Here is a 23,342-nt window from a genome sequence, read left to right on the forward strand (position 1 = left end):
AAGTTGTATACTTTCAGCTTTGGGCTTTTTCTTTTAGCTTTTATTTCGAGACGATCTTAAACTCTGTACGGCGGTTTTTGCTGCGGTTTTCATCGGTGGTATTAGGGGCAATGGGTTCCGATTTGCCATAGCCTTTGTAAATTAATCTACCGGCGTTGATAGCGTGGCTAGTTAAATAACTATATACCGCTTTTGCCCGGTTTTCTGAAAGCAGCTGGTTGCTCTGGTCATTACCTACATCATCCGTATAGCCCGAAATCTCAATCCGTACTGCCTTATTCAACTGTAAAAACTCGACCAGCTTCCCTAACTCGGCAATCGACTCAGGTTTCAGATCAAATTTATTGGTATCAAAAAAAATGTTCTTCAGCACCACTTTCCCGCCAACTTCAATTGGCGATAGCGATACGTTTATGTTAAACGCGTTTTTGACATCGTGGCCTATCAGTGAAAAATTGTCTGAGTAAAAAAGGTACCCTTCTTTGGATATATTGAGGCCATAATTCCTGCCGCCGGCAATGGTGGCTAAAAACTCCCCGCTATCTTCAGAACTGTAATCCTGGTAAACCGGTACATTCTTTTGCAGGTCGATAATTTCAATAGCCGACTCTAACGGCTGATTAGTTTTACCATCAAACACTTTCCCTTTAACGTAGGTAACCATAATAGGCCGCACAGCGGCAGGAAGTTGAAAAGTGTAGATATCATAGCCGCCATAACCTTTTAAGTTGTTAGAGGCAAAAAAGGCGTACTCGCCGTTAGCGGTAATGGTAAGACCGTTCTCGTCCCCGCTGGAATTGATAGGGTAGCCCAGGTTCTCTGGCTTTTTCCATTTACCATCGGCACCAAGCCTGCTAATAAAAAGATCTTTGTTACCCAAACCCGGCCAGCCGTTGCTGCAAAAATAAAAAGTGCTGTCGTCCGGATGGATAAATGGTGATTGTTCATCAAATGGGGTGTTAATTTCCGGCCCCATGTTTTCCGGTGCGCCCCAGCCTTTTTCCGTCAGGCGCGATTTCCAGATGTCGTAACCGCCATAACCGCCTTTACGATTACTTACAAAGTACAGAGTCCTCCCGTCGGCGCTGATAGATGGCTGCGCTTCCCATCCGGATGTATTTAACGGCGCGCTTAAACTAAAGGGTTTGCCCCAGTCGTTGCCTTTTTTTTGTGAAATATAAATGTCGCACCTGCCTAAACCGTCAGGCCGGTTACAGCCGGTGAAGAAAAGATATCTTCCATCCTGCGATATAGATTGGGCGCCCTCGTTAAACTGTGGCGTATTGATGATATTACTCAAATAATCAGCCTTTTGCCACTTATTATTTAATTTGATACTTTGGTAGAAATCTTCGTTATTGTTGATCTTCCGGGTAAAGATCAATGTGCTTTCATCGGCAGTAGCTGTAGGCAAATACTCATCATTAGTGGTATTGATATCAGGCCCCATGTTCAACGGTTTGAAAGCCACAGGATGCTGCAATGCCTGGATACTAAATTTGCAATCGTTTATCAGTTTAGTGGCAAAAGCTACGTTGGCTGCGGTAACCGCCGGGTAGCTGAGATACTTTTCGAGGTGTTTTTGTGCGCTTGCATATTGCGCTTCGGCAATTTCGGTATCACCTACTTTGAGATATACAGACCGGTTGAACTCCGGGTCAAGAGCTATCACTTTAAGGTAATGATCTATTGCTGGTTTATTCTGCCGCCGCAAACGCAGCACATCAGCCAGTTGCGCGTGGGCCTCAACAAATTTGCCGTCAATATCAACCGCTTTTTGCAGTTGCACAATGGCTTCATCATAAAGGTGGTCATCTATGCTTTGGCTGGCCTGAGCGTAATATTTTATGGCTTCCTGGTTTGTAGTGCTGTATTGCCTTTGCGCCCACACTAACAGCGGACTTAAAAATACTATGAATAGCAGGAGTAGAGGTTTGCGCATTGTAAACTGTCAAGTAGTTCAACACACTAAGTTACAATTTTACGGGATATTTAAATATTTATGCGTTTGCAAAGATATTTCCCACTGCGGGTTAGCCATTACGTAGTCAACGATAAGCGGTGTCATTTCTTTATTTTTCGACCACTCGGGCTGCAGGTATAATTTACAATTAGGTCCTACTAATTTAGCATGATGCTCGGCAAAGGCAAAATCAGATTTATTGAAGATAATCACCTTCAATTCATTTGCGGCATCGGCAACCTGCTGAATGGACGCTTTAAACTTTTTAGGCGAAAGGCAGATCCAATCCCAGTTACCTGAAAGCGGGTAGGCACCGGATGTTTCAATAAAAGTTTTTATGCCCTGTGCCTGAAGGTTTTGTGTTAAGTAATCAAGATTGTATATTAGTGGTTCGCCACCGGTTATAACTACCGCTTTAGACGGAAAACGCAAGGCATTTTGCACGATGGTATCAGAATGGGTAAGCGGGTGCATTTCGGCATCCCAACTCTCTTTAACATCGCACCAATGGCAGCCAACATCACAACCACCCAAACGGATAAAATAAGCAGCCTTGCCGGTGTTATATCCCTCGCCCTGTATCGTATAAAACTCTTCCATTAAAGGAAGCAATGTGCCGTCGTCCGGAACCTGATGTGCCATAATAGGGCGCAAAGGTAAGCCTTTAAGGCGTAAAGCTAAAAGCCTAAACTACAAATGGATGGTAAGTATGTCAAAATTGACATTTCAACAAGAAAAAATTGAACAATGCACCTGTGTGTTTCTCTCAATATAATTCACTATAATTACCTTTAAATTAAAGCAATATGAAAAAACTTTACTTCGCGGTTCTATTTTTCGTTTTGCTGGGCTTAAGCTCATGCGTTGATATCGAAGAGCGCTATGTATTCAGGCCCGACGGCTCCTGCAATGTCACCTACGGTTTTGATATGGGCAAGGCCGTTTCGGTGCTGACTAACCTTATGACTGATTCTGTAAGGGATACACCACAATTCGGGCTGATAAAAGATACCACCCTGAACTTTTACAGCGCATTACCTGATAGCATTGCCAATAAAATGACCATTAATGATATGAAAATGGCGCAAGGCAGCGACCTGACTATCAAGATGAACCTGAATAAGAACATTATGAAGGTGAGCATTAAACACGAGGCAAAAGACAGCAACGATCTGCAATACTACCTCCGACACCTGAGCAGCATGTCCATGAACAACCAGTTAAACAGTGTTGCTAAAAACAACGCGGTTAAAAACTTTGATGCACAGCCACTTATAACCGGCCAAAGTTATTATAATTACGATATTACGCCTAACAAATTCTACCGGATAGTTGATAAGGACAAGTTCAATGCTTTTTTAAAAAGCACCGGATCAAAACTGGCTATTGCTAAAGCTATGCTGATAGATATGCCGTACAAAGTGGTTTTGAATTTTGCCAGGCCGGTAAAAAAGGTGAGCAACGCCCGAGCTGTACTTTCTGCCGATAGGCGCAAGGTGACACTGACAACCAGTATGGATGAAGTGATAAAGGATCCGGCGCTGATGAATTTAAAGATCGATTTTTAAGGGGCGATAAATATTATAAAGTTGATTAGGTGAATGGTTAGTGACCAATTACCAATAAACCACTTCCTATTTGTAAACTTCTTTATTAGCCGATGCCAGAGTGTTTTTTAACAATCCGATGATCGTCATAAGGCCTACACCGCCCGGTACAGGGGTTATCCATGAAGCCTTTTGCGATACGCCTTCAAAATCAACGTCGCCATAAAGTTTGTAGCCGGATTTGGTTAAGGTAGATATTTCGCGGTTCATGCCCACATCAATAACCACGACACCGTCCTTCACCATATCTGCGGTAATGAAGTTCTTTTTACCGATGGCTACGATCAGGATATCAGCATCCAGCGTGAATTTTTTAATATCAGGTGTGCGGCTATGGCAAATAGTTACCGTACAGTTACCGGGAGTAGTGTTACGCGCCATTAAAATGCTCATAGGGGAGCCTACGATGTTGCTGCGGCCCACAACCACACAGTGTTTGCCAGCTGTATCGATGCCGTATTCTTTCAACATCAGCGTAATACCATAAGGGGTAGCCGGGATGAAAGATGGCAAATTACGCTGCATGCGGCCCAGGTTAACAGGGTGGAAACCGTCTACATCTTTTTTAGGATCTATGCGTTCTGTTACTTTCTCCGGGTCAATATGTTTTGGCAAAGGAAGTTGCACAATTATGCCATCAATATCCCCGTCAGCATTTAATTCGGCAACTTTAGCAAGTAATTCCTCTTCGGTTACCGTATCTTCATAACGAACCAGCGATGATTTAAAGCCTACTTTTTCGCAGTTTTTCATCTTGCTGGCCACATAGGTTTCGCTGCCGCCATCATGGCCAACTAATACGGCTACCAAATGGGGTTTACGGCCTGTAGCAGCCAGTATTGTAGCAGCCTCTTTAGCTATTTCAACCTTTAATTTTTCTGATACGTATTTTCCGTCGAGTAATTGCATGTTCAAGGAATATGGATAAAAGATAAAAAGACTTAATCCTTCATCTTAGTCTATTGCTTTAATCTAACTTTAACACCGCCATAAAAGCGCTTTGTGGTATCTCTACGTTACCCACCTGGCGCATGCGTTTTTTACCTTTTTTCTGTTTTTCCAACAGCTTACGTTTACGCGAGATATCGCCACCATAACATTTAGCGGTAACGTCTTTACGTAAAGCTTTAACCGTTTCGCGGGCGATAATCTTGGCACCAATTGAAGCCTGGATAATGATCTCGAATTGCTGGCGGGGCAAAAGCTCTTTCAACTTCTCGCAGATCTTTTTACCAAAATCGTAAGAGTTACCGCGGAAGATCAGCGACGACAAAGCATCAACAGGCTCGGCATTTAATTTAATATCCAAGCGGACAAGATCCGACTGGCGGTAACCTATCTGGTGGTAATCAAAAGATGCATAACCTTTTGATATGGTTTTTAGCTTATCGTAAAAATCGAACACGATCTCGCCCATCGGCATCTCAAACACCAGTTCAACACGGTCTGAGGTGAGGTAAGACTGGTTCTTGATAAAACCGCGTTTTTGAATACAAAGCGACATTACCGGGCCGACGAATTCGGCTTTGGTAATGATGGTTGCTTTAATATAAGGTTCCTCAACAAAATCTATCTTACTTGGGTCAGGCAGATCTGATGGGTTATTTACTATAAAAGGTTCGCCACGCGTAGTATGTGCAATGTAGGATACGTTTGGTACGGTCGTGATCACCGTCATATCAAACTCGCGCTCCAGGCGTTCCTGGATGATCTCCATGTGCAGCATGCCCAGGAAACCGCAACGGAAACCAAAACCCAGTGCCGCTGATGACTCCGGCTCAAATACCAGTGAAGCATCGTTCAATTGCAGTTTTGCCATCGATTCGCGCAACTCTTCGTAATCCTCGGTATCAACCGGGTAAATGCCCGCAAACACCATTGGTTTTACTTCTTCAAAACCCTGGATCCCGCCTTCGCATGGGCGGGCTATAGTGGTAATGGTATCACCAACCTTCACTTCGCGCGATTCTTTTATACCCGAAATGATGTAACCCACATCACCGGTTTTAATTACATCTTTAGGCTGTTGTTTTAGTTTAAGCGTACCAACTTCCTCCGCTATGTATTGTTTTTCGGTAGCAAAAAATTTTACTTTATCGCCTTTACGGATCTCGCCGTTCACAACTTTAAAATAAGCCACAATACCCCGGAACGAGTTATATACCGAGTCAAAGATCAGGGCCTGTAAAGGCGCTTCCGGGTCGCCAACAGGGGCGGGGACACGCTCAACAATGGCTCGCAGGATATCATGGACCCCCATACCGGTTTTACCGGATGCAGCTAAAATTTCTTCGCGCTTGCAGCCAATAAGTTCTACTATCTGATCTTTTACCTCTTCAGGCATTGCGCCGGGCAGGTCCATCTTGTTTAGTACAGGGATGATCTCCAGGTCGTTCTCTAAAGCCAGGTAAAGGTTAGATATAGTTTGTGCCTGGATGCCCTGTGCAGCATCCACAATGAGCAAAGCACCTTCGCAGGCGGCGATAGAACGCGACACTTCGTAAGAAAAATCTACGTGGCCGGGTGTATCGATCAGGTTAAGGATATATTTTTGCCCATCAAGCTCATAATCCATCTGGATGGCATGGCTTTTTATAGTGATACCACGTTCACGCTCCAGGTCCATATCGTCAAGCAATTGTGCCTGGCTTTCGCGTTGGGTAATGGTATTGGTATACTCTAATAACCTATCGGCAAGGGTACTTTTGCCGTGGTCAATATGTGCTATGATACAAAAATTACGGATGTGCTTCATTCAGCCGCAAAAATAACTTTTTAGGCGGATAAATCGGCATGTAAAATTAATCGGCTGCCTCTACGAAAACCGGGGTTTCTGTTACTGTGATTTTTAGCTTACCACCAACTGTGGCAACCACTTTTTTATCCATAGCATCCGCACCAGTTTTTAAGGTGTGCACTACGGCATGCTTTGCCTTACCCAGGTCAAGCAGATATTTGGCCGTTCTGCCGGTTTCATCAGGTACGGTGAGTACGTACATCCTTTTATTCCCTAATTGAAACTTATCTATAAGCGGGTCGGCGTTGATGGTGCCTTTGTATAAATAATTGCCCATCAGTTTATCGGCCTGCATTATATAATCAGCGGCGGGGCGACGTTTGGTACCTTCTGCCAATCCCGAAGTGGCGTATTGCTCCGCTTTACCGGGAAAGGCATCAAACAACTGGTAAAAGAAAAGTCTTTGAATGCCGTGTCGAATGTAAAACAAGGCAGAACGCAATGTCCAGTCGGCTTGCGTAACTAAAGCCGTTTTGTTGCCGATTGATGGAGCATGCTGGTAACTGCCGGGGTTAATATCATAACCCGTTTCAGTAACCCAAACCGGGATGCCATTAGCCACTTTTATAAACGAATCTGCAATTTCGCCTGCCTGTGAAAGCTCGGGCGCGGTGCCTCTTGTTGCCTTAGTATGTTTTAAGATATTTCCGTCATTAGCATAAAGGTGGTAGTTGATCACATCAAAGCATAGATTTACCTTGCCATCGGGCTTGTACCCCCGGTGTACTTTGCACCAATCTATCATCCGCTGCACATAACCCGCATCGGCAGTTGCTAAACCACCCATCACAACAAGCATTTTAGGGTCGGCTGTTTTAACGCCTGCGTTTGCGCCCATTGTACCTTTATGGCCATCGTAAAAAGCGGAGAGATTGGCTGCGTATTCTTCGGCTGTTTGGGTTGCTTTGTCGCTCTTCCACCAGCGGTCCAGCTCGTTATTGCACTCTATGTAGCTGATCAGGCCCATACCGATCTTTACTTCATTGATTCGGTCATTCTTCCATCTTGGCCTTTGATCTGCCTTTACAAGCGCCTGGTTTACATTTTTATTATAACCATAACGGGCGGCAAATTGAAAGGCCATTTTCGCCTGCACCAGGTAAGATGATGGCTTGCTTCTGTCAGAACTGTACGGAGCCGGCACATTTTCGTCATCCTGCTCACCGGATGGATAAGTTTCCATCATCCATACTGGCAGGTTTTTCAAGTCAGCCAATACCAAAATACTATCCTGCTTGCAGCGGGTGTAGATGAGATCGTAATTCCAACTGCCGTTATAAGTAGGGTTGTAGGTGTAATTACCAGGTGTGTTCTCCAGTTTGGTCCAGTTCATGTAGTGACGCACGGCACTAAAATTCCTGATCAGTGCCATGTTCTTTTCAAAGATGACATCGCGGTTGTTCGGCGCTGCCGGATCTTCCAGGAAATTCCATTCATAGCCATTTACACCAAACATATTTTTGAGCGGCACCGTATTTGATGCATAAGAAAGCTGATCATGCTGCCCCCGGCCAGCAGGCGGTATATTGCATTGCGACAGCGCTAGAAGCAAGAAAATGAAAAGGATCAAATGCTTTTTGAACATAAACGACTACACGTAACTAGTATCGGCATTAAATTACCAGCCAAATTGCTTTAAAGCAAAAAACCGCACTGTTAAAGCGCGGTTTTGTAAAATTGTCTATCAGTTAAAATAACATTTCGTTTGGAGGAATAGCACCTTTTAAACGAATGTAAATAGTAGTTTGGCCGCGGTGGTGGGTTTGATGTTCGAAGCCTTTAGCCAGCATCTGGCCTTTGGTAGCTTTAATTTTATCGCCTACGGCTACCATTTCACCCAATTGTGCATCTTTCATTCCCTGTATAGCAGCGATAGCAAAGTCATAGCTGTCTAAAACAGCTTTGGTGGTCGCATCCTTGGTTTGCGCTACAGTTTTTTCTAAAGAAACGTTTTTACCAAGGGGGCTTTCCTTCCCGCTGGCGGTACCAACGAAAAAGTAGTTAGCATCAGCAAGGTGCAGCATCTGACCTGCAAAGGTGCGCACTTCCGGAGTGGCTTTGAACGAATAGCCATCTGCCGGCATAGCGTCTAAATAAGCCTTGGTGTAAGCTTTGGCACGGGTCCACTCTGCAACAGCCTGATCTTTGGTAATTTGCGCAAATGCCGAAACGCCTGCAAACAGCATCACCATTAAAGTAACTAAGGAAATTTTTTTCATGATTTTAGGATTTTAGTGTTTTGACGAAGATACTTCATTTAAATTATTTGCGACAAACACAACTTCTAAATAATCTACCGCGATATCTCTATTTTGATCTTGCGGCCTTTTATCTTTTCGTTTTTTACCAAAGCAACCACGCGTTCAATCTGGCTGCGGTTAACGGCGGCGTATGATGAGTGGTCTAAAACTTCGATCAACCCGAGATCATCTTTGGCCAATTCGCCCTTTTTAAGTAACAACCCAACAATATCAACTTTGTTAATCTTGTCTTTTTTACCCGCAGCGATATATAAAGTAGCCCAGGGAGAAGGGGCGGACACTATTGTTTTTGCAGGCAGTTCCTCAGCTTCGGGCATGGTGGTAAGGTAACCCGGTAACTCATCAGGCGACAGCATAAGGTAGGAGGTGCCTTTGGCATGCATCCGCGCTGTACGGCCATTACGGTGGGTAAAGGCTTCTTCGTTATGCGGCAACTGATAATGCACCACGTGCTCAATTTCTGGTATGTCCAGCCCGCGTGATGCCAGATCGGTAGTGATGAGGATGCGGTGGCTCCCGTTGCGGAATTTAAGCAATGCGCGCTCGCGGTCGTCCTGCTCCATGCCGCCATGAAAGATATCGTGAGGTAAGCCCATGTCATACAACAGATCGCTGATGCGTTCAACAGCATCGCGGTGATTACAAAATACAAGCGTGGGTTTGTCACTGATTTTGCATAACAGCGCAAAAAGCGCTTCAAGACGGTCGGCAGGCGCCGATACTACCGCTTTTTGTTTCAAATCAGGTGCCGATGCTACATTATCCAGAAAATTCAGCTTGACAGGGTTGCGGATGCCGGTAAAGCCAGGTATGTCGTTCATTTGGGTAGCCGATGTAAGCATACGTTTCCTTACCGAAGGCAACTGTTTGATAATGTATGACATATCTTCCTGAAAGCCAAATTCAAGCGCTTTGTCAAATTCATCCAGTATCAGGGTATGTATCTCAGATGTGTCGAATGTATCGCGGCGGAGATGATGGCCTAAACGGCCGGGTGTACCTACCAAAACTGCCGGAGGGTGCGACAGGTTATTCAGTTCGATCTTTAACGGGTGGCCGCCATAACAGCAATTCACTTTGAAGCCCGTACCCATCGCCTTGAACACCTGTTCTATTTGTAGCGCCAACTCCCGCGAAGGCACCATAATAAGCGCCTGAACGGTTTTAATATCCGTATTAAGCGAGCCAAGCAAAGGCAGTAAAAAAGCGAGCGTTTTACCCGAGCCGGTGGGTGATAGTAAGATCACGTCACCTTTGTCGGCAGCTTTAATGGCTGCCTCCTGCATGGTGTTAAGTTTTGCAATTTTAAGATTTTGAAGTGCCTGCTGCATTATTTACTGTTGATTAGGAATGCTGCAAAGATAACCGATTATTATTAGCAGGTTAAAACGCTTCGTTCAGCCCCAAGAAAAAGCCGCGGGCACCATATTTACCCCATGCATAATCCAGGCAGAGATTGGTGCGCGTTGCTTTGTTAAACAATACCCGCAAGCCACCTCCGTAGCCGGGCTGCCATTTTTCGAACAGTTTGGTGCCTTGCAGATCATCAGCGGTTTGTAAATTAAAAAAGGTAACACCGCTAATGAACTTGTTTTTAAGGATAGGGAAGCGGTATTCCACTTCAGAGTAGTTATAATTAGTGCCTTTGAAATAGCCGGTAGTGTAGCCTCGGCCGCTTCTGAAAGATCCGTCCTTAGCTGTACCCGGTAGTTCTAAGTAAGGTACGGCACCGCTTAACAGGTATGAGCCCCAATTCCAAAACGCGACAACATGCTCCGGATTGGTAGACGATAAGCTAAAGTATTTACGAAAATCGGTAACAAATTGCAGTGAGCTTTTTGAGCTGCCCATCCAGGTTTGGTTGGTACGGAAACCTGCATCAACGTAGATACCTTTGTAAGCCCGGTTCTGGTTATCTCGCGTAGTATACTGCACATTAAACAGCAACCCGTTTGCCTGGTAATGGTCCTGGTCAAAACCATACCTGTCGTTGTAAATGCTATAAGGTGTGGCGGTTTTGGAATTCTTATCCTCAATTTTACTGCGAATATCAAACGACACACCGGCACCAACAAAAAGCCCCTTAGCAATTTCCTTATAGGCTTTTTCACGCACGTTAAAAAATAGGGAATGCAATGCCCGGCCTTTCCGTTCGGCATTAGCCAAAACCTGATCGTCTGCATTACCGCCGGACGGCTGGCCTATACCAAGACCGAAATCAGGAGTAACCGTTTTAGCGGCTACGATGTTACCCTGAAAATTCCACCTGTTACCGGGCGTGTAAATATTGTGGTTAACATAAAAATAAATGATATTTTTAGTAGTGATAGAGACCGACGTTGCCGCTACAGATAACAGCGTGTTTGGATCGTTACCTAACTTACGGCCTGCAACCGCCTTAATACCAATTTGCGACCCGATGCTGGGGTTCGACGCAATGTTTGGGATGATAGTTATACCTGATGGCTTTTTAAGCGTATCAGGCTGTTTGCCCGGATGGAAAATGTCACGAAACAAGTCGGCAACATCATACTGCCTGTTTACAGATCTTGGTGCCTTTTTGGCTTCAATCTGCGGGTTATCTGCTTTTAATGTATCGGAAGGTACTTGCACCTGGGCGTTTGCAACAGTAACTAACGCTAGAAAGGAGATGGTCAATCCGGCCTTGACAAAACTGATCGTTGAACGGTATGTTAGATGATTTTTCAGTGGTGGGCGTTTTAAGTTTGTGATCTAATTAACAAATCTTAACTCCAAACCTGTAAATATGTTTTCTGGCAATCCAGTCGTGACGTTTAAATGATGATTTGATCGTTAAAGTGATACTAACGCTCAGCGTTTGCAAGCGCCGAATACTTGCGGGCGAAGTAAACAGCTGAAAAAACGGTAAGCACAACGCCGATAGCAGACAGGCCGATAACGCTTTTTGAAAAGAATTCGACCCAGTTAAGCTGTACTTTAAATACTTCTTTAGCGAACAAGACGCTTACGCTGCCCACATACCCGAAAGAATCTGCCAGGTAGATCAAAAAGCCAACGTTACCGGCATATTTAAAAGTTGCTATCAGGCGTTCAAAAAACACGGCGTTAAAAGGGATATAAACCATGTATAAGCCGAGGCCAACGATGGTCATCCACCAAACCGGCGCTAAATTCCCTGCACTAAATAATAAAGTGGATGTGCCGGCAAGCAAAAAGCCAATGAATATAAAAGCATGCGCTGTCATCAACGCCCTATAACTATTGCGGATCATGACCATACTGCCAATGAAAACGAGAATGATCAGCGTAATAGGGGTTTCGGTTTTTGAAAAAATAGCAGGCTGATTAAAAAAGCCCATTTCCTTCCACATCTCGGCTCCGAAATTATCGCGGATGTCCCTAAAGATTGTCGCAAAAGTATAGATGAGTACACAAGTTGCCAAACCCGGTAAAAAAGCGCGTACAAATGTGCGCCGCTGGTCTTTAGCCATCGGGGTACGTTCCATCCGGTCTTTTATATCAGCTACGTCTGGCGCAGGGATCTTTTCCATCAGGTACACGAACAGCAGCAGCGGACCTGCAAATAGCAGTCCGGTAAAAAACGGCACCCAAAATTCAGTAACTCCAAAACGAAGCATTAACCACCCGCCGGCCGACCGCACAAACCCGGAGGCAAAAATAAAGCTTACCGCCAGCGTGGCACCAATAAAATCCGTTCCCCTGCGGCCTTCGATATATGAAAATACAACGCCCCACAACATCCCTAACGGAAAGCCATTTATAAATAGAAAAATAATGTTGTAAGGCACGGGAACCAATGCGAAGCCCAGCCAGCTAAACCACGCTACACCCGTTAACAAAAATATCACCGATGCGCGGCCGGTGCGTTTTAATTCGGCAATGTATTTAACGCCATAGAATTTGGCCAGCATATAGCCCAACACCTGACTGACTACCAGTAACGTTTTGTAGCTATAGCCGCCCACGGTAAGCCCGTCAAATGTGGCCACAGTAAATGATTTTCGGAAACCGAAGATCATGGTATAAGCCAGGAAAACGACTACAGCTGCATAGATGCTTACTTGTACGCTGTTGCCGCCTATTTTACGGGGTGCAGATAACATGCGGGAAGGTAATCAAATTTAGCGGGGAGTAAAAAAGTCGGGTTAGCCGGCCAGTTGCTTTTGACTAAAAAACCGCATCCGGAAACAATTAATAGCCGTGTTACCCAGTTGGGCTATTAACTGGTAGTTGGCAATAGCGCCAACCGGGGCACCGATCAATGGAATGAGCTGGGCCATTTTAGCAAGGTCGATGTAATCACGGTATTCCTGCTGAAAGATGCGCCAGTCAAATTCATCGGCGTTTGCCGGCAAAGTGAGCAAGTAATTATCCCAGTTTTGCAACAGCATAAAGATCTCGTTACGGCGCTGCTGGCTGGAATAGGTAAGCTGAAAAATGTAGAGCAAGAAAAGCCGCTCCCGGTAATCTTTAAAATCATAACCGTATAATGATGCCATGTTGAAAAGCAATTTCATTTTTATGCCGATAAGAACGGGAAACTCAGCAAAGCCTATTAAAATGCCTCCCGCGCCAGTTATGGCACCCTCAACCGAAGCTGTTTTTTTATAGATATCAATTTCGCGTTTAGCATAGCTTTCGCGCAGCAGGAGGAAAGCATCCGGCGGTAACTTAACTGATGTAGTATATTTAATGCCGAAGAGCGTTGCCTTAACCATTTTTTCGATGGTTAGTGTTATTACCTGATGTACTTTTTCAGGTATCAAATTATTGATCTTTCCCTGCAGCGATTTAGCCAACCGGTTAGCTAACGACGGCGCTTTCAGCATCTTTTGCTGCCAGGCATTCATCTCTGTTAAGGCTTGTTCTTCATAAGGTATCATAGCACAATAATATTAAACTAACCAGCCAAAATAAATAACGCCCGATTGTTTAGGCCGGGCGTTATTTGAGTGTGTTAACTATTGGTAGTAACAGCTTTATTCACCCCGTTTAAGACCGAATTTCTCGATCTTACTGTAAAGGTGGCTGCGCTGAATATCAATATCATCAGCAGTTTTTGACACGTTCCAATTGTTTTTTTCCAGTTTGAATTTAATGTATTCGCGCTCGGCAAAATCTTTATACTCCTGAAAATTGGTAAACTGATCAAAATCTGTTTGCGGTGCAGCGGCTGCGGCGGTTGCTGCTGCCACGGGCGCCGATGGATTGGCAAAGGCTTTTACATCGGTATCGGTAATGATCTTGTCGCTCAGGATGATCAAACGCTCTACCATGTTACGCAGCTCGCGAATGTTACCAGTCCACGGTAAGGCCTTAAGGGCATCTAATGCTGCTTCAGAGATCTTTTTAGTTGGCATACCATACTCATTGCATATCTCCTCTAAAAAAGCCTGGGTGAGCAAGCCAATATCATCACGTCGCTCGGTAAGCGGCGGTACATGGATCAGGATCACACTCAGGCGGTGGTATAAGTCCATACGGAAATTACCGGCTTCAATTTCCTTTAAAAGGTCTTTGTTAGTAGCCGCTACCACCCTCACATCAACATCTATTTCTTTTTCGCCGCCTACGCGGGTTATTTTACTTTCCTGCAAAGCACGTAATACTTTTGCTTGTGCCGACTGGCTCATATCGCCAATCTCATCTAAAAAAAGGGTACCGCCATTAGCCGATTCGAACTTACCAATGCGTTGTTTAATGGCCGAGGTAAATGAACCCTTTTCATGACCGAAAAGTTCACTCTCTATTAATTCTGATGGAATAGCTGCACAGTTAACCTCAATGATAGGGCCGTTGCTACGGTTAGATTTTTCATGCAACCAACGTGCAACCAGTTCTTTACCGCTACCGTTAGCACCGGTAACTAATACACGGGCATCGGTAGGGCCAACACGCTCAATGGTTTCTTTTATCTTTACAATTGCCTGCGACTCGCCAAGGATAGGGCGAACTTTGGATACTTTACGCTTTAAAACCTTTGCCTCGACAACCAGGCTCCCCCTGTCAAGGGCATTACGTACGGTGATCAGTAAACGGTTAAGATCAGGTGGTTTAGAGATAAAATCGAACGCGCCTTTTTTGCTGGCCTCAACCGCCGTTTCAACCGTACCGTGGCCCGAGATCATGATGAAAGGAAGATCAGGCTTTATGGATAACCCTTCCGTCAGGACTTCCATACCGTCCATTCGGTTCATTTTGATATCGCACAGTACCAGGTCGTAGTCGTTCTTGCGGATAAGTTCTAATCCATCAACACCATTGTCTATATCTTCAACCGTGTAATCTTCATATTCCAAAATTTCACGGAGGGTGCTTCGGATTGACCGTTCGTCATCAATAATTAAAATTTTCGCCATTTGCTTTAAACTGAAATGCAGGTAGAATGTTTGAGCGGCTAATATATAAATTGTATAGAATATTAAACAGTTTTTTTAAGCCGGGTATGAATGTAATAGGGCGGGTGGTTAGATCAATAGTGTCGGAAAAGCACCCATACATCATCCATCGGTAAATAACAAACCCCCTCGAAAGAGGGGGTTGTAAACAGCAGCAAATCTGTAAGCCGGGTTCTGTACCCTTTGCAGGGTTTCTATCATTAATCTTGTCCTGTTATTGCTAACAGGCTTTATCAACCTACCCATTCTGACGGCCCCGATAAATCGTGACACGGGAGCGAGCAGCCCCGCTTTCAGAACCTATTTGGTTTTTCAACTCCTGAGGTTTACCGCGATCCCGGTCGCCCGGAAAAGCCGTGAGCTCTTACCTCACGTTTTCACCCTTACCCCGATTAATCGGGGCGGTATATTCTCTGTGGCACTTGCTGTCGCCCGCTGCGGGCGCCTTCCCGTTAGGAAGCAGGATGCTCTATGTTGCCCGGACTTTCCTCCCCGCATTGCTGCGAAGCGATAGAACGTTTTGCAGTTACAAAGATAGGGTTTAGCTATGAAGTAACCGGGCTATAAATACGATGTGATAAGGGCGCCAAAAACATGAAAACCATGTTAACCCATCTTTTTTGCAAATAATTGATAATCAATACAATACCATAAATATTTAAAAAAAGTGTAAACCTTTGTTAACAGTTGTTACATTTTTTGAGGTCGGTTTATTTACACTTTAACAGATCAGCATCTATCTGATCAGACCTTATAATACCCATTTTATTACCAAATGAATTAGTAACATAGGTAAGCACTTTGGCCACATCCACAGGGGCAAGGTCGGCTGCCGACATATTGCCTTCATAACTTTTCCCGTTAACTGTTATAATGGTTTCATTAATGCCGTACTTTACAATACAGGCCAGCTTAGATTTGTTCTTTTGCAGGTATGCGCCGTCGGTTAAAGGTGGGATCAGGTTAGACAAACCTTCGCCTTTAGCGCTGTGGCAGTTCTGGCATTTTTGCTCGTAGAGGATCTTGCCGCCGTTGTAATAGCGCTGAAATTCCAACTGGTCATCACTCTGGCAGGAGGCAACCATCGCCGCCAGGATAACCCCAATGCCACCAATCACCTTCAACTTCATTGGGCAATGGTTGTATTCGTTTCGGCCAATAGCGTTTTGATGTCGGCACGCAGCTTATCCACTTGCTTTTCGTCAGTGCCGTCGTAATAACCCCGAATGCGTTTTTGCTTATCAATCAGCACAAACCAACCCTGGTGTACGTAACCGCCGGGGGTGCCGCTGTCTTCTTTAACAGCAACCAGATAACTTTTTTCGCCCAATTGGTAGGTATCTTCCTTTTTACCTTGCAGCAGCCACCAGCTACCGCCGCTAATGCCCATTTTATCAGCATATTTTTTAAGTACCGCAACGCTGTCATGCTTTGGATCGATCGTGTGCGAAATGATCTTAAAGTCGCTTACGCTCTTAAAGTCGTTATAAACCTTTAGCATATTGCGATGCATGATAGGGCAGATAGACGGGCAGGTGGTGAAAAAGAAATCGGCCACGTAAACATACCCGTCAAGGCTTTTACCGGTGACGCTATCCCCGTACTGGTTCACAAATTTAAAATCGGGAATGGTGGTGTAAACCGAATCAACAACTAATTTACCGTTTACCATTTTACTAACTGTATCGCGGTTGCCGTATATAGGTAGTTTAGCCGTTTCAGAAGCGTTAAACTTGCAGGCGGTAAAGGCCGCAAGGCTTATGAAGAGTATTATTTTGCAGTACTTCATTTGGTTTTGTTTTGCTTGATGAATTTACCCGACGATTCAACAGCAGTGCTCAGTTGTTTGTCAATGCCTTCAATCTGTTTCTTCTGGTCGGCCAGGTAAGCCATGATCTGATCATGTGATTTGTTTTTATTCTCCGCGTCAAAATTGTGCATCCAGTTCTCCATCTTTACATCCGCCGCCTCTAACTGCGATTGCAGTACCGTAGCTTCAGTTTTTATAGCCGGGTCTTTAATGGTTTTAACCAGGGTATCCAGCTGCATTTTATTGATCATGATCAGCTCGTCCTTACTCATTACTTTATCATGTGTCTTTATTACCTGGTCAAGCAGGTCCTTTTCTTGCTTTTTGGTATCGGTACAGCTTAGCATTGCGAAGCATATTAAAACTGCTGTAATAGTTTTTTTCATCTGATCACTGATTTAGTGCTGGGGTTTCCCTGGCATAAAAAATATAGTCGGTTAACGGTAATTTATCTGCTTCGTTCTGCTTAAGCAGCATGCCGATCTGCGCACGGGTATGTGTACCGTGGTTGATAACCTGCGTTATCATATCGCTCACAACCGAATCAAAATGCGCCCCTGTTGAGTTTTGATAGTGCAGCGTTTGCGTTAATTCATCTTCAGTTACCTGATCCAAATAGGCAATCCATTCGTTGTGGTTGGTTTCTATGATCGCCGCAAGGCTGTCTAATGGCCAGTCGGGCCAAACGGTAATCCCAACTGTGGTTTGTTGGTTACAACGCTTCAGCCAAATCTGTTCGGCGCTTAACTGGTGGCTCATTAATTTAACAGCATTGGCATTTGGCCTTGATAAAAGCAACGCATGCATCCGCCCGGTCGCAAAAAGGCTGTAATTAAACATGCGGATAAAGTACTGTTTCATTGCCGTAAAAGTAAGCATAGCGAAAGTAAAAACTCAGCCTGCTTAAATAAAATATCGTAATAATTACATAACATAAATACTACGGTAACTACACATTACAACTATAAATTAGACTAATATTTAAAACATACCGATATGAAGATCATCAATGTTTTTGCAAGCCTGATCAACGATTTCAGAGAATGGCTGTTTTTAAAAAATATCCGTTCGTCGTTTAAGCACTAAGTTTTTTTATTACAAAACTTTCTTTATACAATAATAATGTACATTTTGGGCTTTGCATCAGCTCAATTACATGGCTTCCGACACTACTAACCATCCGCAACTTTCTAAAGATCTTTTTGGCGACGACTTTGCCTGGGGGGTATCTACAGCCGCCTTGCAAACTGAAGGTTCATGCGATGCTGACGGTAAGGGCGCATCTATATGGGATACCTTTACCCAACGAACAGGCAAGGTACTAAACGGTCATAAACCCGATATCGCCTGCCAGTTTTACGACAATTACCAACGCGATATTGACCTGGTAAAACAGCTTAACATCCCAAATTTCCGTTTTTCTATTTCGTGGAGCCGCATCTTGCCTAAGGGCGAAGGGCAGGTTAATCAGGCCGGGATAGATCATTACAACAGGGTTATTGATTATTGTTTTCAGCAGGGGATAGAACCTTGGCTAACCATTTATCACTGGGATTTGCCACAGGCGCTGGAAGACAAAGGCGGCTGGACAAACCGCGATGTTGTTGGCCACTTCAAAGAGTTTGCCACTATTTGCGCAAATAGCTTTGGCGATAGGGTAACTAACTGGATGGTGATGAATGAGCCCGCCGTATTTACCGGCGCAGGCTATTTTTTAGGCATCCATGCGCCCGGCCGCAAAGGCTTACGCAATTTTTTACCTGCGGTACACCATGCCGTGCTCAGCATTGTGGCGGGGGCAAAGGTGCTTCGCCAGCTATTGCCTGATGCGCATATCGGTACAACCTTTTCATGCTCCCACATTGAGCCGTATGCCGATAAGCCGCGCCATATTGCGGCTGCAAAACGTGCCGATGCACTGATAAACCGTTTATTTATTGAGCCAGTATTAGGTTTGGGTTACCCAACAGATGAGTTAAAAGCATTAAAAGGTATTTACAAATATTTTGAGCCGGGCGATGAGGATAATTTAAGCTTTGACTTTGATTTCATAGGACTACAAAATTACACCCGCGAAATTATAAAATACTCATTCTTTACGCCCTACCTGGGCGCCAGCCTGGTAAAGGCTGAAAACAGAGGTGTAGAAATAACCACCATGAAGTGGGAGGTTTACCCACAGTCGATCTATGAGATCCTTAAAAAGTATAATGCTTACCCGCAGATCAGGAAGATCATCATTACCGAGAATGGCGCGTCTTTTCCTGATGAAGTAACCGGCGATGCTGTGCATGATAAAAAACGTAGCGACTATATCCAGGCAAACCTGCAGCAAATTTTGAAGGCAAAACAAGAAGGGTTAAAAGTAAGCGGCTACTTTGTATGGACACTTACCGATAATTTTGAATGGGCTGAGGGATACCACCCAAGGTTTGGATTGATCTATATCGATTTTGAAACCCAGCAGCGTATTATCAAAGGATCAGGACACTGGTACGCTAACTTTTTGCGGTAGGCCTACATCTATACCATTGCCGGACAGCGGCAGGCTAATGTAAAAGATTGTGCCAGGTGTGGCCTTGCCCTCAAACCAGATCTTTCCGTTGTGCTTTTCGATGATCTGCCTGCAAATGGACAACCCAAGGCCGAACGATTTTTCGCCGGCGGTACCGGGCCTTTGGGCGCTCGTGAACATATTAAACACCTGGTCTTTTAACTTATCGGGGATACCGATGCCGTTATCTTCAACCGCTATTAACACTTGTTCTTTCTCTTCTATTACCGATACCTGGATAGCAGCGCCGGTTGGGCTGAATTTTATGGCATTACTCACTAAGTTACTGATCACGCGCCAAATCTTTTCCCTGCTAATGTAGAGTTCCTGCTGTTTGCCTAAAGTTTGCAGCATAATTTGCTGACCTTTTTCAGCGGCCTTAAAGCGTAGCAGTTCTACACTGTTGCTCACCAATGAATTAATTTCCACCTGCTCTAGGTTAAGCCTTATCGATGATATGTTCGTTGCTTCCAGAATTTCATTGATCAGTTCTAGCGAGTTGAATGAAGTTTCTTTCACCAGGTTGATCAACTCTTTTTGCTCTTCGGTATACTCATCATCGGCCATCATTGCCGTAAGCGATGCAATGCCTCCAATCGGGTTTCGCAAATCATGTGCTACCGTGCGTAATATCCGGTCTTTTTCCTGGCTGCTATTGTTAAGCTCGTTAAGGGCATTCTCCAGTATTACGTTCTGCTCGTTAATCTGTTTATTAAGCAGATTAACCGTTTTGACATCTTTTTTAGAACGTTTGTAATTACGGAAGATAAGGAAAATAATAAACAAAGCCATAACTCCGAAGAAAACGGTTACGTACAGATAGATCACCTGTAGCTTATTATCCGTACTGAGTTTATCTATCTCGTGCTGCTTTTCGTAATTGCCCGTTTGCTGGTCAACGTTAGTTTCCATTAGCGACGTTGCCATTTTATTAAGCGAATCTTTTTGCGTAGTGTAAATTTGCAGGTAGTTGAGTGCTTCCTTCAATTTGCCTTGCTGCGCATAGTAACCGCTTAATAGCCGGTTATAGTCGGCTTCAGCCTCTTCATTCTTAACAGTATCCAGCTGGCGGCGCAGATTGGTAAGTAGGTTTATTAATGAATCACTTTTGTGCTGGCGTTCGTAAACCCGGCCAAGCTTTATCTCAGAAAGTTCGGCATCCCGGTTATCGTAACCATTACTTAAATTAATGGCGATGCTTTTCTTGAGCAATTCGGCCGCTTTGTCGTATTCGCCTGTTTGAATATAAACCTCGGCCTTGTTGCCGTAAACCACGCCACGCGCCATATCAAGATGCTGCCTTCGGCTTTTATATACCGGCAAATTCTTTTCTATTTCAAATAGGGCCTTATCAAAATAAACGATGGCACTATCATTTTGATTATTGTGACGATAACTCAAACCGATATTATCCAACAGTTCTTGCCTGCGATAGAACCCAACAAAGCCCCGTTCTACTTCCTTGGCGTCTTCCAGGTTTTGGATATAGCTAACCTTAAAGTACTTAGCTGCAAGCTGATAATGGGCCTTTTTATACATGATCATACCCATGCGATAGGTATAATCGCCCAAGGCGGCTATGTTGACATAATTTTTACCAATGAGATATCCCTGGTAGTACGATTGATAAGCGTCGGTAAATTGCCGCATCTCAAACAACGCATCGCCTTTGCAGAAGCTGGCTTCTGCAACATTCATTGCATATAGTTTAGTGTTTTTACTTTTAGCAGCTTCTATCAGCATGCTATCGGCATAAACGGAAGCGGTATCAAAGTGGCTTACAGTTTTTTGATAGTAAACGTAATGGAGTGAATAAAACCGGAATTTGTCATTTACCGATGGAGAGTTCAGTTTTTTAAATGCCGAATCGAGATAAAGCAACCCTTCTTTGATCTGGCCTTTAGCCCAATACTTATCAACCGTTTTAACAGCATTTTCAAACCCCGGGGTGTACCCCACCGTTGTCGCCGGCTTGCTTTTGTCGCCACATGAAGCAAGCATCAACAAAAAAGCATAAAGCCAAAGGTATCGGGCAACAAATTTGGCAAAATGGGCTACGTCACAAATCAATGGTACAATAGTTAGCGGGTAAACAACAAATATAATATTCGTGGGCGATACTTACTACCTGTAGCTATAAATTTTGAAACGCTTATTTAACTATTTAAAAGCATCTTCGCCCGTAATATCCATGCCGGTGATCAGCAAGTGGATATCGTGTGTACCTTCATACGTAATTACCGACTCAAGGTTCATCATATGTCGCATTATTGGATATTCGCCGGTAATTCCCATGCCGCCCAGCATTTGCCTTGCTTCGCGGGCAATGTTTATAGCTACCTCTACACTGTTGCGTTTAGCCATGGATATTTGGGCTGCAGTTGCCCGTCCTTCGTTTTTTAATGTAGCGAGTCGCCAAACGAGCAACTGCCCCTTAGTGATCTCGGTGATCATTTCTGCGAGTTTTTTTTGCTGCAGTTGGAAACCGGCGATAGGTTTGCCAAACTGCACCCGTTCTTTTGAATAGCGCAGGGCAGTATCATAACAATCCATCGCTGCGCCAAGCGCGCCCCAGGCAATGCCGTAGCGTGCCTGATTAAGGCAACCCAACGGGCCTTTTAACCCTGATATATTGGGTAGTATATTTTCTTTCGGAATTTTAACATTATCAAAAACCAACTCGCCGGTGGCAGATGCCCGCAGCGACCATTTGTTGTGCGTAGTAGAGGTGCTGAAACCGTCCATTCCACGCTCGGCAATTAATCCTCTAATTTTACCCTCATCGTCACGCGCCCAAACAATTGCAATATCCGCAAAAGGAGCGTTAGAGATCCACATCTTTGCACCATTCAACAGATAATGGTCGCCCTGATCTTTGATAGTGGTTGTCATACCACTGGGGTTGGAGCCGTGATCGGGTTCGGTAAGACCGAAGCATCCCATCATCTCGCCCGATGCCAGCTTAGGCAGGTATTTTACTTTTTGCGCTTCGCTGCCATAAGCATTGATTGGATACATTACCAGCGACCCCTGTACAGAAGCAGTAGACCGGATGCCCGAGTCACCGCGCTCCAATTCCTGCATAATAATACCATAAGCCATGTAATCCAGGCCGGCACCACCGTACTGCGCAGGGATAGTTGGCCCAAAGGCGCCTACATCTGCCAGGCCTTTGATAAGCTGCGAGGGGAATTCAGCCCGCTGTGCATAATCTTCGATAATCGGGCTTACTTCTTTCTTCACCCAATCACGCACGCTCTGGCGGATCAGCTTATGCTCTTCAGATAAAAGTTCATCTAAAAGGTAATAATCGGGTGCTTCGTACAAGTCGGTTATAGCCATGGAAGTAAGTAATTGGTTGGTCAAATATATCCATTTCGGCACCTAGTTGCAGGATACTAGACTTTGTTTTGGTATAGCACACGCCCATTTTGGGCAAAATGGACGTTTAAACCATTTGAACATCGTTTATTGAATTTATTTTCCCGAGTCGGTTTAGAATAGTATACGTGGCTGAATGTGATAATAAACTGCAGGTCCACTGGTTCATCCAAATAAAAAATATCAAATATTCCTTTACTTTTGAATATGATTAAAGTGGTTTTAGAGGGCGTTGAATTTTTTGCATATCATGGTTTTTACCCGGAGGAGCAGATACTTGGTACCCGTTTTTTTACCGATGTGACGGTACAGTTTCCTAATCAAGGCGATTTAAAACATGACCAGATTGGCAACACCGTTGACTATGAGGTGCTTTACCAGATCATAAAAGAAGAGATGGCAAATCCACGTAAACTGATAGAAACAGTTGTGAAAGCCATTCTGGATAAAATTGTTGCAAAGTTCCCCTTTATTACCAATGCAGATGTCACTTTAAAAAAGATGAACCCGGCATTAAGCGGCCCGGTAAAAAACTCGGCCGTAACCATTAGCTATAATAAAGCTTAAC

20 protein-coding genes and 1 other RNA gene are annotated in these 23,342 nt (G+C 44.4%); 3 read left to right on the forward strand and 18 right to left on the reverse strand.

Annotated features, from left to right (window positions below):
- Positions 1-40 precede the first annotated feature (40 nt).
- A complete protein-coding gene (locus ACE5CV_RS00405; RefSeq protein ID WP_374948168.1) occupies positions 41-1,942 on the reverse strand; it encodes an OmpA family protein in 1,902 nt (633 codons plus the stop codon).
- Positions 1,943-1,981: 39 nt separating this feature from the next.
- Positions 1,982-2,605, reverse strand: coding sequence for a 7-carboxy-7-deazaguanine synthase QueE (locus ACE5CV_RS00410; protein ID WP_374948169.1), 624 nt, complete (start codon positions 2,603-2,605; stop codon positions 1,982-1,984).
- Between the two features lie 164 nt (positions 2,606-2,769).
- Between ACE5CV_RS00410 and ACE5CV_RS00415 the strand changes: the two genes are divergently transcribed.
- Entirely contained in the window at positions 2,770-3,531 is a 762-nt protein-coding gene (locus ACE5CV_RS00415; RefSeq protein ID WP_374948170.1) for a hypothetical protein, read from the forward strand.
- Positions 3,532-3,597: 66 nt separating this feature from the next.
- Here ACE5CV_RS00415 and ACE5CV_RS00420 read toward each other — a convergent pair whose 3' ends face one another.
- The 14 genes from ACE5CV_RS00420 to ACE5CV_RS00485 all read right to left on the reverse strand — a co-directional run bounded on the left by ACE5CV_RS00420 (position 3,598) and on the right by ACE5CV_RS00485 (position 17,700).
- Positions 3,598-4,479 carry a bifunctional 5,10-methylenetetrahydrofolate dehydrogenase/5,10-methenyltetrahydrofolate cyclohydrolase gene (locus ACE5CV_RS00420; RefSeq protein ID WP_374948171.1) on the reverse strand — a complete coding sequence of 294 codons (882 nt, stop codon included), beginning with the start codon at positions 4,477-4,479 and terminating at the stop codon, positions 3,598-3,600.
- A 58-nt stretch (positions 4,480-4,537) separates the two neighbouring features.
- Positions 4,538-6,325, reverse strand: a complete 1,788-nt coding sequence (lepA, locus tag ACE5CV_RS00425) for a translation elongation factor 4 (protein WP_374948172.1) — start codon at positions 6,323-6,325, stop codon at positions 4,538-4,540.
- A 46-nt stretch (positions 6,326-6,371) separates the two neighbouring features.
- Positions 6,372-7,838: a hypothetical protein gene (locus ACE5CV_RS00430; RefSeq protein WP_374948173.1), complete on the reverse strand. Its 1,467-nt coding sequence runs from the start codon at positions 7,836-7,838 to the stop codon at positions 6,372-6,374.
- Between the two features lie 217 nt (positions 7,839-8,055).
- Positions 8,056-8,586 carry a DinB family protein gene (locus ACE5CV_RS00435; RefSeq protein ID WP_374948174.1) on the reverse strand — a complete coding sequence of 177 codons (531 nt, stop codon included), beginning with the start codon at positions 8,584-8,586 and terminating at the stop codon, positions 8,056-8,058.
- Between the two features lie 74 nt (positions 8,587-8,660).
- Positions 8,661-9,959: a DEAD/DEAH box helicase gene (locus ACE5CV_RS00440; protein WP_374948175.1), complete on the reverse strand. Its 1,299-nt coding sequence runs from the start codon at positions 9,957-9,959 to the stop codon at positions 8,661-8,663.
- Between the two features lie 52 nt (positions 9,960-10,011).
- On the reverse strand, positions 10,012-11,241 hold the full coding sequence (locus tag ACE5CV_RS00445; protein WP_374948176.1) for a BamA/TamA family outer membrane protein: 1,230 nt from the start codon (positions 11,239-11,241) through the stop codon (positions 10,012-10,014).
- Positions 11,242-11,453: 212 nt separating this feature from the next.
- Entirely contained in the window at positions 11,454-12,734 is a 1,281-nt protein-coding gene (locus ACE5CV_RS00450) for a DUF5690 family protein (RefSeq protein WP_374948177.1), read from the reverse strand.
- 42 nt (positions 12,735-12,776) lie between these two features.
- Entirely contained in the window at positions 12,777-13,514 is a 738-nt protein-coding gene (locus tag ACE5CV_RS00455) for an EcsC family protein (RefSeq protein WP_374948178.1), read from the reverse strand.
- A 96-nt stretch (positions 13,515-13,610) separates the two neighbouring features.
- Complete coding sequence (locus ACE5CV_RS00460; RefSeq protein WP_374948179.1) at positions 13,611-14,990, reverse strand: sigma-54-dependent transcriptional regulator; 1,380 nt, start codon at positions 14,988-14,990, stop codon at positions 13,611-13,613.
- Positions 14,991-15,176: 186 nt separating this feature from the next.
- An RNA gene (rnpB, locus tag ACE5CV_RS00465) (RNase P RNA component class A) lies at positions 15,177-15,556 on the reverse strand.
- Positions 15,557-15,739: 183 nt separating this feature from the next.
- Positions 15,740-16,159, reverse strand: coding sequence for a c-type cytochrome (locus ACE5CV_RS00470; protein ID WP_374948180.1), 420 nt, complete (start codon positions 16,157-16,159; stop codon positions 15,740-15,742).
- Positions 16,156-16,818, reverse strand: coding sequence for an SCO family protein (locus ACE5CV_RS00475; protein WP_374948181.1), 663 nt, complete (start codon positions 16,816-16,818; stop codon positions 16,156-16,158). The genes ACE5CV_RS00470 and ACE5CV_RS00475 overlap by 4 nt, the downstream gene beginning before the upstream one ends.
- The gene (locus ACE5CV_RS00480) at positions 16,815-17,225 is read right to left on the reverse strand and encodes a hypothetical protein (protein WP_374948182.1); all 411 of its coding nucleotides are present in this window, start codon (positions 17,223-17,225) and stop codon (positions 16,815-16,817) included. The genes ACE5CV_RS00475 and ACE5CV_RS00480 overlap by 4 nt, the downstream gene beginning before the upstream one ends.
- A 4-nt stretch (positions 17,226-17,229) precedes the next feature.
- A complete protein-coding gene (locus tag ACE5CV_RS00485; RefSeq protein WP_374948183.1) occupies positions 17,230-17,700 on the reverse strand; it encodes a DinB family protein in 471 nt (156 codons plus the stop codon).
- Positions 17,701-17,995: 295 nt separating this feature from the next.
- Here ACE5CV_RS00485 and ACE5CV_RS00490 point away from each other — a divergent pair, with 295 nt between their 5' ends.
- A complete protein-coding gene (locus ACE5CV_RS00490) occupies positions 17,996-19,354 on the forward strand; it encodes a GH1 family beta-glucosidase (RefSeq protein ID WP_374948184.1) in 1,359 nt (452 codons plus the stop codon).
- Here ACE5CV_RS00490 and ACE5CV_RS00495 read toward each other — a convergent pair.
- Together ACE5CV_RS00495 and ACE5CV_RS00500 are read right to left on the reverse strand one after the other, a co-directional pair.
- Positions 19,322-21,394 carry an ATP-binding protein gene (locus ACE5CV_RS00495; protein ID WP_374948185.1) on the reverse strand — a complete coding sequence of 691 codons (2,073 nt, stop codon included), beginning with the start codon at positions 21,392-21,394 and terminating at the stop codon, positions 19,322-19,324. The two genes, ACE5CV_RS00490 and ACE5CV_RS00495, sit on opposite strands and share 33 nt — an antisense overlap.
- A 159-nt stretch (positions 21,395-21,553) precedes the next feature.
- A complete protein-coding gene (locus tag ACE5CV_RS00500; RefSeq protein ID WP_374948186.1) occupies positions 21,554-22,735 on the reverse strand; it encodes an acyl-CoA dehydrogenase family protein in 1,182 nt (393 codons plus the stop codon).
- A gap of 246 nt (positions 22,736-22,981) precedes the next feature.
- On the opposite strand from ACE5CV_RS00500, the gene folB reads away from it, so the two are divergent.
- Positions 22,982-23,341, forward strand: a complete 360-nt coding sequence (gene folB / locus ACE5CV_RS00505) for a dihydroneopterin aldolase (RefSeq protein WP_374948187.1) — start codon at positions 22,982-22,984, stop codon at positions 23,339-23,341.
- Position 23,342 lies beyond the last annotated feature (1 nt).

The organism is Mucilaginibacter sp. (genome assembly GCF_964263795.1).
Taxonomy (GTDB): Bacteria; Bacteroidota; Bacteroidia; order Sphingobacteriales; family Sphingobacteriaceae; genus Mucilaginibacter.

Excerpts from the sequence above, each read along its gene's own strand:
- ACE5CV_RS00415 (WP_374948170.1), top strand. The coding sequence starts at position 2,770 with ATGAAAAAACTTTACTTCGCGGTTCTATTTTTCGTTTTGCTGGGCTTA.
- ACE5CV_RS00495 (WP_374948185.1), bottom strand. The coding sequence starts at position 21,394 with ATGCTTGCTTCATGTGGCGACAAAAGCAAGCCGGCGACAACGGTGGGG.
- ACE5CV_RS00475 (WP_374948181.1), bottom strand. The coding sequence starts at position 16,818 with ATGAAGTACTGCAAAATAATACTCTTCATAAGCCTTGCGGCCTTTACC.
- lepA (WP_374948172.1), bottom strand. The coding sequence starts at position 6,325 with ATGAAGCACATCCGTAATTTTTGTATCATAGCACATATTGACCACGGC.
- folB (WP_374948187.1), top strand. The coding sequence starts at position 22,982 with ATGATTAAAGTGGTTTTAGAGGGCGTTGAATTTTTTGCATATCATGGT.
- ACE5CV_RS00490 (WP_374948184.1), top strand. The coding sequence starts at position 17,996 with ATGGCTTCCGACACTACTAACCATCCGCAACTTTCTAAAGATCTTTTT.
- ACE5CV_RS00500 (WP_374948186.1), bottom strand. The coding sequence starts at position 22,735 with ATGGCTATAACCGACTTGTACGAAGCACCCGATTATTACCTTTTAGAT.
- ACE5CV_RS00440 (WP_374948175.1), bottom strand. The coding sequence starts at position 9,959 with ATGCAGCAGGCACTTCAAAATCTTAAAATTGCAAAACTTAACACCATG.
- ACE5CV_RS00470 (WP_374948180.1), bottom strand. The coding sequence starts at position 16,159 with ATGAAGTTGAAGGTGATTGGTGGCATTGGGGTTATCCTGGCGGCGATG.
- ACE5CV_RS00485 (WP_374948183.1), bottom strand. The coding sequence starts at position 17,700 with ATGAAACAGTACTTTATCCGCATGTTTAATTACAGCCTTTTTGCGACC.
- ACE5CV_RS00460 (WP_374948179.1), bottom strand. The coding sequence starts at position 14,990 with ATGGCGAAAATTTTAATTATTGATGACGAACGGTCAATCCGAAGCACC.
- ACE5CV_RS00410 (WP_374948169.1), bottom strand. The coding sequence starts at position 2,605 with ATGGCACATCAGGTTCCGGACGACGGCACATTGCTTCCTTTAATGGAA.
- ACE5CV_RS00480 (WP_374948182.1), bottom strand. The coding sequence starts at position 17,225 with ATGAAAAAAACTATTACAGCAGTTTTAATATGCTTCGCAATGCTAAGC.
- ACE5CV_RS00435 (WP_374948174.1), bottom strand. The coding sequence starts at position 8,586 with ATGAAAAAAATTTCCTTAGTTACTTTAATGGTGATGCTGTTTGCAGGC.
- ACE5CV_RS00450 (WP_374948177.1), bottom strand. The coding sequence starts at position 12,734 with ATGTTATCTGCACCCCGTAAAATAGGCGGCAACAGCGTACAAGTAAGC.
- ACE5CV_RS00455 (WP_374948178.1), bottom strand. The coding sequence starts at position 13,514 with ATGATACCTTATGAAGAACAAGCCTTAACAGAGATGAATGCCTGGCAG.
- ACE5CV_RS00420 (WP_374948171.1), bottom strand. The coding sequence starts at position 4,479 with ATGCAATTACTCGACGGAAAATACGTATCAGAAAAATTAAAGGTTGAA.
- ACE5CV_RS00405 (WP_374948168.1), bottom strand. The coding sequence starts at position 1,942 with ATGCGCAAACCTCTACTCCTGCTATTCATAGTATTTTTAAGTCCGCTG.